General features: G+C 44.0%; 14 protein-coding genes. 4 read left to right on the forward strand and 10 right to left on the reverse strand.

Going from position 1 to position 11,268, the window contains the following annotated elements:
• Nucleotides 1-598 (forward strand): hypothetical protein (locus WA010_RS05305; protein WP_422556104.1); only part of this gene is annotated, 598 nt, incomplete at its 5' end.
• On the opposite strand, the gene rdgB is transcribed toward WA010_RS05305, so the two are convergent.
• A complete protein-coding gene (gene rdgB / locus WA010_RS05310) occupies nucleotides 599-1,204 on the reverse strand; it encodes an RdgB/HAM1 family non-canonical purine NTP pyrophosphatase (protein ID WP_422556105.1) in 606 nt (201 codons plus the stop codon). It lies immediately after the preceding gene.
• A gap of 100 nt (nucleotides 1,205-1,304) precedes the next feature.
• Between rdgB and WA010_RS05315 the strand changes: the two genes are divergently transcribed.
• Nucleotides 1,305-2,627: an MFS transporter gene (locus WA010_RS05315; protein WP_422556106.1), complete on the forward strand. Its 1,323-nt coding sequence runs from the start codon at nucleotides 1,305-1,307 to the stop codon at nucleotides 2,625-2,627.
• 74 nt (nucleotides 2,628-2,701) lie between these two features.
• Here the strand turns inward: WA010_RS05315 and WA010_RS05320 are convergent, their stop codons facing one another.
• From WA010_RS05320 to WA010_RS05330, 3 genes are read right to left on the reverse strand one after another with little or no spacing between them, the layout of a single operon-like run.
• Nucleotides 2,702-3,901 (reverse strand): molybdopterin molybdotransferase MoeA, encoded by a 1,200-nt coding sequence (locus WA010_RS05320; protein ID WP_422556107.1) that lies wholly within the window; start codon nucleotides 3,899-3,901, stop codon nucleotides 2,702-2,704.
• Entirely contained in the window at nucleotides 3,898-4,344 is a 447-nt protein-coding gene (locus WA010_RS05325) for a molybdopterin synthase catalytic subunit (RefSeq protein ID WP_422556108.1), read from the reverse strand. The genes WA010_RS05320 and WA010_RS05325 overlap by 4 nt, the downstream gene beginning before the upstream one ends.
• A gap of 2 nt (nucleotides 4,345-4,346) precedes the next feature.
• Nucleotides 4,347-4,568 (reverse strand): MoaD/ThiS family protein, encoded by a 222-nt coding sequence (locus tag WA010_RS05330; protein WP_422556109.1) that lies wholly within the window; start codon nucleotides 4,566-4,568, stop codon nucleotides 4,347-4,349.
• Between the two features lie 109 nt (nucleotides 4,569-4,677).
• Between WA010_RS05330 and WA010_RS05335 the strand changes: the two genes are divergently transcribed.
• Entirely contained in the window at nucleotides 4,678-5,361 is a 684-nt protein-coding gene (locus tag WA010_RS05335; RefSeq protein ID WP_422556110.1) for an MqnA/MqnD/SBP family protein, read from the forward strand.
• A gap of 1 nt (nucleotide 5,362) precedes the next feature.
• Here the strand turns inward: WA010_RS05335 and WA010_RS05340 are convergent, their stop codons facing one another.
• The 4 genes from WA010_RS05340 to gltX all read right to left on the reverse strand — a co-directional run bounded on the left by WA010_RS05340 (nucleotide 5,363) and on the right by gltX (nucleotide 8,758).
• Complete coding sequence (locus tag WA010_RS05340; RefSeq protein WP_422556111.1) at nucleotides 5,363-6,424, reverse strand: 3-oxoacyl-[acyl-carrier-protein] synthase III C-terminal domain-containing protein; 1,062 nt, start codon at nucleotides 6,422-6,424, stop codon at nucleotides 5,363-5,365.
• Nucleotides 6,425-6,553: 129 nt separating this feature from the next.
• Nucleotides 6,554-7,003 carry a hypothetical protein gene (locus WA010_RS05345; protein ID WP_422556112.1) on the reverse strand — a complete coding sequence of 150 codons (450 nt, stop codon included), beginning with the start codon at nucleotides 7,001-7,003 and terminating at the stop codon, nucleotides 6,554-6,556.
• Nucleotides 7,000-7,290, reverse strand: a complete 291-nt coding sequence (locus WA010_RS05350) for a nucleotidyltransferase domain-containing protein (RefSeq protein WP_422556113.1) — start codon at nucleotides 7,288-7,290, stop codon at nucleotides 7,000-7,002. The genes WA010_RS05345 and WA010_RS05350 overlap by 4 nt, the downstream gene beginning before the upstream one ends.
• Nucleotides 7,291-7,375: 85 nt before the next feature.
• A complete protein-coding gene (gene gltX, locus WA010_RS05355; protein WP_422556114.1) occupies nucleotides 7,376-8,758 on the reverse strand; it encodes a glutamate--tRNA ligase in 1,383 nt (460 codons plus the stop codon).
• 91 nt (nucleotides 8,759-8,849) lie between these two features.
• Between gltX and WA010_RS05360 the strand changes: the two genes are divergently transcribed.
• On the forward strand, nucleotides 8,850-9,686 hold the full coding sequence (locus WA010_RS05360) for a peptidylprolyl isomerase (RefSeq protein ID WP_422556115.1): 837 nt from the start codon (nucleotides 8,850-8,852) through the stop codon (nucleotides 9,684-9,686).
• A gap of 67 nt (nucleotides 9,687-9,753) precedes the next feature.
• Here the strand turns inward: WA010_RS05360 and WA010_RS05365 are convergent, their stop codons facing one another.
• Together WA010_RS05365 and WA010_RS05370 are read right to left on the reverse strand one after the other, a co-directional pair.
• Complete coding sequence (locus WA010_RS05365; protein ID WP_422556116.1) at nucleotides 9,754-11,094, reverse strand: acetyl-CoA carboxylase biotin carboxylase subunit; 1,341 nt, start codon at nucleotides 11,092-11,094, stop codon at nucleotides 9,754-9,756.
• 3 nt (nucleotides 11,095-11,097) lie between these two features.
• Nucleotides 11,098-11,268 (reverse strand): acetyl-CoA carboxylase biotin carboxyl carrier protein (locus WA010_RS05370; protein ID WP_422556117.1); only part of this gene is annotated, 171 nt, incomplete at its 5' end.

Genomic DNA, 11,268 nt, shown 5'->3' on the forward strand with positions numbered 1-11,268 from the left:
ACTTTATTTTGGAGGATTTATGCAAAAGCTTGTTCTCATAGTATTTTTACTCCTTACATTTTCCATTAATCTTTTTGCGGAATCAGATGAAGATATTCGTCAATATGAAGAAATGATAAATGCAAAACAAAAAGAAGCTGTAAAGAATATACCAAAATTGATAACTCAATACGCAACCACACTTGGATGCAATTATCATTTTGACCCTAAAAATGTCATCGAATATCAAATGAACGATGAAACAGTCTATATTGGTTTATTTGTCTTAGACACTGGTTGCTCAGGTGGTTCAGCAATGTATAGACCTGTGATTATTACTCTTAGGCAGAGTATTTCATACCCACAATTATATGTAGATGCGCGTTTTTCCGCACCTTATCAAACTTCCGAAGAACTTCCTCAAAATATCATGAAAATCTATACATATAACAATAAGCTTTTCTATAAAGCTCTGGAATATACTCCAAACGATGCTAGATGTTGCCCTTCCAAAGCTACTACAGGTGAATTACGTTTTGAAAATGGAATGTGGAAAGGTTACCCTATTTCTAAAAAAAAGCTAGATTCCCGCCTACGCGGGAATGACGAAATTAAATAGTTATCTCATCCGTAAAACCTTAATCTGATCGATTAAAATCTTCGCCAATTCCAACCCTTTGGAACGGTGCGATAGCCCTTTTTTAACATCGTTAGGTAATTCCCCCAACGTTTGAACATATCCGCTCGGAATAAAAATCGGATCGTATCCGAATCCGTTCTCACCTCGTAACTCCGTGATAACATCCCCATGCATCCATCCGTGTACACAGTTTTCCCCTTCACGTGACACGATCGCAATCGCCGCTGTATAGTGAGCGGGTGAAGTATCTAATCCTTTTTCCTTTAACGACTCTACGAGTTTTAGGAGATTATCCCGATCACTCGCGCCCTCTCCGCCGTAGCGTGCACTGTAAATCCCTGGAGCACCGGAGAGTGCATCGACGCTGATACCGCTATCATCGGCAATCACGATCGCCTCGGAATCACCCAATGCCGCATAAACGGCACGAGCTTTGATCAACGCATTTTCTTTAAAGGTATCGCCATCTTCAATGATCTCAAATTCCTCCAACAGCTCAGTATAGGGGAAAACCTCCCGATCATGAAGCAGTTCGATGATTTCACGTACTTTACCTTTGTTCGATGTTGCCAATACAACTTTCATTTCATTCCTTAGATTAGTCTTAGCAATATTTTCAGGGTCATCCGCCTAAAAAGTGAATGTACTATAATGACGAAAATTTTAACTCATTTAAGGTGACAAGGTGTTTAAAACAGTTCTCCCTCTCTCTGCAATTTTATCCTTACGATTTTTCGGTCTTTTTCTCGTTCTCCCCGTCCTCTCAGCTTATGCCCTTGGACTTGAGGGTTCAACGCCCTTTCTTGTCGGAGTTATCGTCGGAGGCTATGCCCTCACCCAAGCCATTTTTCAAGTTCCGTTTGGGGTTATGAGCGATCGTATCGGTCGTAAGCCGACGCTCCTCGTTGGGCTTGTTATTTTTCTAGTCGGTTCTATCATCTGTGCGGTGAGCACAGATATCTATACTCTCATGGCAGGGCGCTTTTTACAAGGTGCCGGAGCAATCGGTGCCGTTATCCCAGCTATGATCAGCGATTTAGTGAGCGAAGAGTCGCGCGGTAAAGCGATGGCACTGATGGGGGGAACCATCGCGATCAGTTTTGCCCTTGCTATGGCTGCAGGTCCCGTTATCAGTGCCTATGCGGGTGTCTCATCATTGTTTTGGATCACTGCCGTACTCTCCATCTTGGCTATGTTAGTACTCTTCACGAAAGTCCCTACCCCTCCACGTATCCGTCATATCTACCACTCGACCACTACGACGGCTGATATCCTCAAAGATCCTAATCTACTTAGTATGATCATCACCAACGGGATGCAAAAAGGGTTAATGACCGTCGCGTTCGTCCTCATCCCTATCTTGCTTCTAGACAGCGCAGGTGTGTTTAAATGGGAAGCAAAAGAGTTATGGCAAGTGTATGTTCCGGCAATGTTTACGGGGCTTATCGCTATGGGACCTGCAGCGGTGTTTGGTGAAAAATACAATAAACCGCGTGAGATCTTTTTGCTCTCTATCGTCTTGTTTATCGTCTCATTTACCCTAATGGGATTTGCAACCAAAAGCTGGGAGTTTGTTCTCGGAGTCATCGCCTTTTTTATGGCATTTAACATGATGGAGCCGCTCGTACAATCGATGATCTCCAAATACGCTAAGGTTCATCAAAAAGGGACTGCACTGGGTATCGCCAACGGGGTTGCCTATTTTATGACTTTTCTCGGAGGAGCCGCTGCGGGGATTGCGCTACAATATTCTAACCGCGAAGTATTGGCTATCGGATTGATCGTGATCAGTACACTGTGGCTTTTGTGGACATTTAAAATGAAAAATCCACACCGATACTCGCATCTGTATATCGGGGTTAATGACGTCGACATGGAAAAACTGAACGCACTAGAACATGAGCATATCGCAGAGTGGTATATCAATGAAACCGAAAATATCGTCGCGGTCAAATATCGCAAAGATATGGTTGAAGAAGAGGAAATTAAAGCGAAGATCGTAAAATAATTTTCACCGTTCGTGGTGAGCTTGTCGAACCATGAACGCTCACCCTTCGACTGGCTCAGGGCGAACGGAGGAAACTACAACTTTATAACGCGAACGAGTGTCCCCGCTTCCAAATCCCCATCCTCTTCACCGCAGATCATCAATCCCGCATTTCCGAGAAGATTGGTCAAAATCGCAGAACTTCCCGTCTTTTTCCCCTCAAAATCGACCCAATAGCACCCCTCTTCAAAAGAGAGGTTACACGCAGTAAATTCGCTTTTATTGGATCGTTTGGCAAACGGAACTTTCAACGTCGCTTCAATCACGTCGTAAGGGTTCTCAACCCCCAACATCCGAGCGATCAGCGGTGCGGCATAGAGGATAAAAGTAACGGTCGATGAGTAGGCGAACCCCGGTAAAGAGACGATGAATTTCGATCCGCGCTGAGCCACCATAACATGTTGACCCGGTTTGATATTCACCCCTTTGAAGATCACTTCGGCACCGAGTTTGGGAACGATGTGTTTGACAAAATCATAATCGCCGACACTCACCCCGCCCGTGCTCACGACGATGTCGCATGAACTGATCGCCTCTTCGAAACGCTCCATAATGGCATTTTTATCGTCTCCGACGATCCCCATTTGCACACTCTCACCTCCGAGAGCATCGACGAGGGCTTGGAGGGTGTAGCTGTTAGAGCTTCGAATCTGCCCCTCGTGACGCGCAGCTTCTCCGATGTCGAGAATCTCGCTCCCCGTTGCGATGATCGCCACACGCGGACGCTGAGCGACACGAACCATCACTCGGTTGATCCCCGCCAACACGCCGATCTCGGCAAACCCGATTTTCGTTCCGCGCGCGATTAAGACTTCTCCCTCGCGGTAACTTTCCCCGATCGGACGGACGGCAAATCCGAGTGGAACCGGTTTTTCGATGATGATACGTGATCCCTCGACACGGACATTTTCAATCGGGATGAGGGTATCGGAACCTTTTGGCATCAATGAGCCAGTAAAGGTCTTGATACACGCTCCGCTCATTACACCACCAATTTCGTCCGCTCCGGCAGGGTTGTCTCCGAGGATTTCGAACGAATCAAATTCCTCTAAATCGCTGTGAAGAATCGCATAACCGTCCATTGCCGAGGTAGGATGGAGAGGATAATCGCTACCTGCAACAATGTCTTCGGCTAAAATCCGTCCCAGTGCTGAGGAGAGAAAAATCCGCTCACTTCGGACATTACCGATACTGAGGAGACTAATCATATTTTGAGATGTTTCATACGAAATCACTGATTACCTCCCAAAATGCCCGCACCCGCAATCGCGGTTGAGCGATCACGCGCATAAAGACGCTGACCATTTTTAAGGTCATATTTCCAGATGGGGGCGGAAGCTTTAAAGTCCTCGACAAACTGCTCGATCATCTCTAATGCAACGCGACGCTTCGGAGAGAATACCGCCGCAATATACGAGCTTTCATGCACCAGTACATCACCGCGACTGTGCGCCATTTTCAGTTTTGCCCCGAGAACTTGTGCTTTTGCTTGCCATGCGTCAAACCAACTGGACAAAATCGGCTCATACACATCGAAACTCAGCCCCTCAATTCCGTTTTCCTCACGCACCGTTCCGATAAAAGGGATATAGGCACCGTAGTTATACTCCGCTTCTTCAGCGTACCAGCGAGTGATAATCTCAGGGACATTCAAAGCACCGTCATAGAGTTCCAACATACTCATCCGCCACATACCGGAGGGAGAAGTGATACTTTATCCCCATCTTTGAGTGGTATATCCAAAGATGCCACCAGTGTATCATTCACCGCTACAGCACAATTCTCTAACCACTGAGCCATCTCGTGATCTTCTTTTAATACATTAGCAACATCTCGCAATGATCCTGCTTCCAACGTCAACGGAGCCTTTTGAATCGGCCCTAAAAATTCTACGGTTACCATCGAGATATCCTCATATTCATATGGGTGAGATTATAGCAAAAGAGCCCTAACCCTCCCTTATTTACTTTGGGTTAAGTATAATACGACTCTTATGTATGAGGGAGAGCGTGTGATTTTCGGAAAAATTGATTTTTTAAATCTTCTCCCCTTTCACGTTTTTATCAAACGCTACGCCCGAAGCACCCGCACTCACCAAACTCTCCATTATCACAAGGGTGTCCCCTCTGCTCTCAATCGCGAGTTTGCCATGCGCCGAATCGATGCCGCGTTTATCTCCAGCATCACCGCCAGAAATTGCCATCACTTCGGTGTCGGAATCGTCGCACAGCGCGAAGTACTCAGCGTCCTCTCTCTCCCCAATGCCGACAAAGCGGATGCCGACTCCGCAACCTCCAACCTCCTCGCTCACATCCTCAATATACATGGAGAGATACTGATCGGAGACAAAGCACTTCGCTACTATTACAGCGGAGGGGAGAATATCGATCTGGGGGAGCTTTGGCATGAGCGGACAGGATTGCCGTTCGTCTTTGCCCTTCTATGTACCCATCATCACACCGATGAACTGCGCCGTCTCAGCCGCGCGTTTGTTTCCAAAAAGGTGAAAATTCCCTATTACATACTGATGGAAGCATCTCGTAAAAGCGACCTCAGCCCTGCACAAATTATCCATTATCTAAAGTTTATCAGTTATAAAGTGGGTGTAAAAGAAGAGAGAGGGTATAAACGGTTTGTAAAAGAGGCAAAAAGAAAAAGATTGGTTCCCCCATTGGGAACCATAAGATATGTGTAGCTTAGCAGTGTTGATAAAGCACTGCTCCGAAATAATAACCTGCTCCGAAACCGACAATCATCCCATAATCACCGATTTTTCCTTTTCCATGATTTAAATGTTGTTCCAATACAATAAAATTACTGGGAGTGCTGACATTCCCATACTCTATAAACATTTTTTTCGATACCGCTACTTGCTCTTTAGTTAATCCAAGTATCTCTGGATTTGTAAAACTCTCGACAACCGGTAAACCGCCTTGATGCAATGACCACTCATTGACATCTTCTACCTTCAGTCCGTTTCGCTGCAAAATTGGTTTAATAATATTTTCGCTCACAAGTTTCGGCATCACATCTTTTACTCCATCACCTGTAAAAAAAGCACCCTCTTCCATTTTGATGACATCTCCATATTGATAATCCAGTTTTATATCAATAATTTTCAGTTTTTTATCAAAAAGTTCAGCTTCCTCTCCGCTTGCCAACAATAATCCGGCACCGCCGTCTCCAAAAATGGCATGGGTTCGAAGAGATGCTCTAAAATTTACATTTGCTTCATCATAGAGCGGTTTGAATGTCCACGATGTTTGTTCAAAAGCAAAAATAGTTGCCAAAGAATCATTTTTTTGACAAAAATCAACAGCAGATTGGATCGAAAAAATCCCAGAAGTACAACCGTAATTGACAATCTCCTCAGGTGGATATGCCAAGTCAAGTGCAGCTTCATTAGCAATTTGACACGTGAGGTTAGGAAGAGTTACCGCATGGGAGCTTGCATTGTATGAAACCGAAAGAAATTCAATTTGACTCTCATCACGAATACTGTCTGAAAAACTTTTAATGACGTTGCTAGCCCATAAGACCGGTGAATGCTCATCAGGAACGATCATCTGAGGAAATTGTTCTAAATCAATACTGATAGCCCGATTTTTAATTTGAACATTGGATCCAAGTCTTGTAGCAAATTTATTTACTTTTGCAGAAGAAAGTTTTTCACTATACAGTTTATTAATAACATCAACTGAATCATAAATTTTTGGAAACACGGACTTAACGCCAACAATAAAAACATCTTTTTTCACTCTTTTTCCTTTATTACTCTACTAGGCTTTGATAAGCACCGAGCGATTGTAGCAAAAAAGGAGGAAGTTTAGATGTTAGATGTTAGTTCTTCATTCTATATTTTATCTGTATCAGACGAATTAGCTGCATCATGATAATTTACGTCGCTCTTTATAGCTCTCGATATTCCCTAAAATCTTTTCGATCTCACCAAACACCTCGATAGAGAGTTTGATCCCCTCGACAATCTCATTTTCATTGCTCGGATATTCGTGAGTTAGTTTATTACGGAGCTTTCGATAAGTCATCCAATCTTCGCCACTTTCGATGATCTCCAACTTTTCAAGCTTGTCTAAAATATCCAAAAGGGACATATTGTCACGATACTCGCCGATTTCATCCAAAAAGACCCGGAATAACTTCTCCCCCATCATATCCTGAAGCTTGATAAAACGGTAAATAAAGGTATCGATGGTTTTGATTTTTTCAAAATCTTCAAAAACACCCGAATCGATATGGCTCCACTCTTTGATCTCATTCATTGCGCTTTTTGCACGCTTCAAATGCAGATGGATTTTTTCCAATATCTCTTGCATCATAGCAATATCCCCTCTTTCACAATCGTCTCAAAAAGTTTCTGCGGAGGGGTTAGAGGTGTTTGAAAAATCAGATCAACTTTACGCTCGATCCCTCGAAGCTCCATACGGGAGAGGATTTTTAGCTCCTCTTTGAGGGTGATATTTTTGTGGGTTTGGACGAAGAGATCGATGTCTCCCCCTCTTTTGGTATCATCGGTTCGGCTTCCGAACAAAAAAACCTTTGCATCGTCGATGCTCTCGTGCAGGGTTGATTTAATAATATCGATTTCAGCACGTTGTAACCGCATGATAACCCTCTCACAGAAAAATAGTAAAGCTATTATAACTTAGAATCAGGGGAATAGAATATGTCCTCATGCGAGGAGAAGAAGATTAGTATTTTAGCAGTGCATCAATCCGCGCCAACGTCTCATCGACTCCGATAATCGCCATAACACTATCTAACCCCGGGCCTGAGAGTTTCCCCATCAGTGCAACACGTAACGGCTGACCGATTTTCCCGAAACCGATCTCCAGCTGCGCGACAACCTGCTCCATCACATGGTGATAGTCGCTCGGCAAGTGGGGTTCTCCGCCGTTTTTGAGTGCTTCAACAAATGCTATGAGGATCGCTTTGGACTCCTCTTTATACCCTTTTTTGAGTGCCACTTCATCAAATCCGGAAGGACGTACCAAAATTTCATTGATAAGCGTTGCCATCTCGACCAATGTTTTTGCACGCTCTTTGAGGGCATCGAGCAAAATTTCCCGCTTATCGTGGCTCACGAGCATTACCCCGTGAAACTCCAAGAGTTCGCACAGTTTATCGTTCGGAGTATTTTTGATATAGTGAGCATTGAGCCAGTCAAGTTTCTCAACGTTGTACACGGAAGCGGAACGATTGATGTCACTCGGATCGAATAGCTCCAGCATCTCTGCCATCGAAAAAATCTCCTGATCACCGTGACTCCATCCTAAACGGACGAGGAAATTGAGCAACGCTTCGGGAGTGTACCCCATCTCTTTGTACATCATCACATCAGTTGCACCATCACGTTTGGAGAGCTTTTTCCCCTCATGGTTGTGGATCATCGGAACATGGAAAAAGCGCGGTATTGCAAAACCGAGTGCGTCATAGACCACGATCTGTTTTGGGGTATTGGAGAGGTGATCATCACCACGAATGACATCGGTTACTCCCATGAGAGCATCATCGACCGCGACAACAAAGTTATAGGTCGGTGTACCGTCGGCGCGGGCAATAATGAAATCATCCAAAATATCCTCGACGTTGAAAACAACGTCCCCTTTGACCCCATCATGTACCGTGATCGATCCCTCTAACGGGGCTTTAATACGGATAACCGCTTCACGTCCCTCAGGAGGCGTCCCTGTAAAATCGCGATAGCGATTGTCATATTTCGCTCTCTCTTTGCGTGCCATCTGCTCCGCGCGGAGTGCATCGAGTTCTTCACGGCTCATGTAACATTTGTACGCTTTTCCGCTATCGAGGAGCTTTTGGGCATACTCTTGGTAGATTGCCAAACGACTCGATTGATACTCGATGGTTCCATCATGCTCTAGTCCCACCCATTTGAACGCTTCCACAATTGCCAATGCTGCGGCTTCATCGTTACGACTGAAATCGGTATCTTCGATGCGGAGCAAAAATTTTCCATTGTTGCGGCGCGCCCAGAGATAACTAAGAAGGGCGGTACGTAATCCGCCGATATGAAGATATCCCGTCGGGCTTGGGGCAAATCTGGTTACTACCATGTTGTAAATCCTTTTTGGATGCAATTGCGCAATTTTAGTTAAGGCTATGTTAAAAGCGGGTAAAATAGGAAACTTTTGCATAGGAGCATCAATGCGTTCTCTCACCCTTTCGACTTTACTCGCCACCTTTTTATGGAGTGCTCCCATCGGGGGGGTAGCGGTACTCGTTAAAAATAGTCCTATCACGCTTCATGAAGTACAACAAGAGATGAAACAAAGCGGTTTAAGTGCTAACCAAAGCAGCGACATCTTGATCCGTAAAAAACTCGAGCAGCTTGAAGCGCAAGAGAAAAAAATTATCGTCACTTCTTCTGAAATTAACGAAGAACTTGCACGAATGGCATCACAAAACAATTTAACCTTAGAACAGTTTTTAAATGCAATGCAAAGTGTACGAGGGCTCAGTGAAAAAGATCTGAAAACCAAAGTAGAAGAGACAATCAAAGGGCAAAAGCTTTACTCCGCCATTGCCTTTTCAAAAATGGGTCAACCGAGTTCCGAAGAAGAGAACGAGTATTATCAACTTCATTTGGATGAATTTTCACGCCCTGAGAGTTTTGATATAACCACTTATTTTTCTACTTCTCAAGAAGCTTTAAGCTCTAAAATTAGCGATCCAATGCGCCATATTGAAATTATCCAAAGTAAAGAAGAGAGCGTTAGGTATGAAAAAATCAACCCTCAGCTTGCGCAAATTCTCAATAAGACACCTGTTGGTAGCTTCAGTCCAATCCTACCTAATGGAAAAAATGGATTTATGAGTTTTTATATCCGAGAAAAAAATAATGTTATTACTGAAAATCTTGAAACCATACGTCCACAAATTTCTAATGCTATTATTAGTGAAAAACGAAATCAGGTTTTAAATGACTATTTCACGCGACTACGACTAAGTGCCGATATTAAAATATTGAGATTACCGGAATAAATCTGTTCATAACAAGAGATACCAATTAAGAGAGCCCCGATCGAATCGGGGATAGTAGAGGAAGGGATTATCCTTGATAATTTTCGAGGTATTTCGTATCGAAGTTATTGTTAATAAAATCAGGGTTTTCCATCATTTTCATATGAAATGGAACTGTTGTTTTAATTCCTGAAATCGTAAACTCACTAAGTGCACGGTGCATCCGTGCGATTGCATCATTACGGTCTAATCCATAAACAATCAATTTCCCGATCATGGAATCATACGTCGGTGGGACAATATATCCACTATGAGCATGAGAATCCACACGAACATTGCGTCCACCCGGTGCAATCCATTGGGTGATTTTCCCCGGACACGGCAAAAATTTAACCGGATCTTCGGCGGTAATACGACACTCGATCGAGTGTCCTTTGAGAATAACACTCTCCTGCGGAGGAAGCACTTCACCTTCCGCAACACGGATCATCATCTCTATCAAATCCAAACCACTCACCATCTCAGAGACACAGTGTTCTACTTGAAGACGGGTATTCATCTCCATAAAATAGAATTTTTTATCGGCATCAAGGAGGTATTCAAACGTCCCTGCCCCTTCGTATTTGATGTATTTGGTTGCACGAACCGCTGAAGCGTGCAACTCGGCACGGATTTCAGGGGTTAAAGCCACGGCAGGTGATTCTTCGATCAGTTTTTGGTGACGACGCTGCATTGAACAGTCACGTTCACCGATATGAAGTACATTCCCGTGAGAGTCTGCAATCACCTGCACTTCAATATGACGTGGATTTTTAATGAATTTTTCCATATATATCGTACCATCACCGAATGCACCGATCGCTTCCGCTTCTGCAGCCAAAAATGCGTTTTCGATGTAACTCTCATCTTCAACCACACGCATTCCTCGTCCACCACCGCCGGCTGCCGCTTTAAGGATAATCGGATAACCGACCTCTTTGGCACGTACTTTGGCTTCAGCGATGTCCTTAATCGCACCATCAGATCCCGGAACAACTGGAACCCCTGCGGCGATCATTACATCTTTTGCTTTCGATTTATCAGACATCATAACCATTACTTCAGGAGTCGGTCCGATGAATTTTATCCCGTGATGGGTACAAATTTCTACGAAATGTTGATTTTCAGATAAAAACCCATATCCCGGAAATACCGCGTCACATTGACTAATTTCACATGCAGCAATAATAGCGGGGATATTGAGATAACTTTGAGAGCTAGGAGCACCGCCGATACAAATTGCCGCATCAGCCAACTTTAAATAAGATGCTTCTTTATCGGCTGTCGAATAGACGGCTACTGCCTCTTTCCCCATCTCTTTGATTGTACGAATGGCACGAAGTGCGATTTCACCGCGATTCGCGACTAAAATACGTTTGATTTCTGCCATGGGTTAGAGCTTCTTAACTACAAAAAGTGGCATATCATACTCAACTGCTTGAGCATCGGATACCAGTACGTTAACGATTTCACAGTCAAATTCTGCTTCAAGTTCATTCATAATTTTCATCGCTTCCAAAACAGCGATCACCTGCCCTTTTTTCACACGATCACCCACTTTGAC

This window comes from Sulfuricurvum sp. (genome assembly GCF_049305995.1).
In the GTDB taxonomy this organism is placed as follows: Bacteria; Campylobacterota; Campylobacteria; order Campylobacterales; family Sulfurimonadaceae; genus Sulfuricurvum.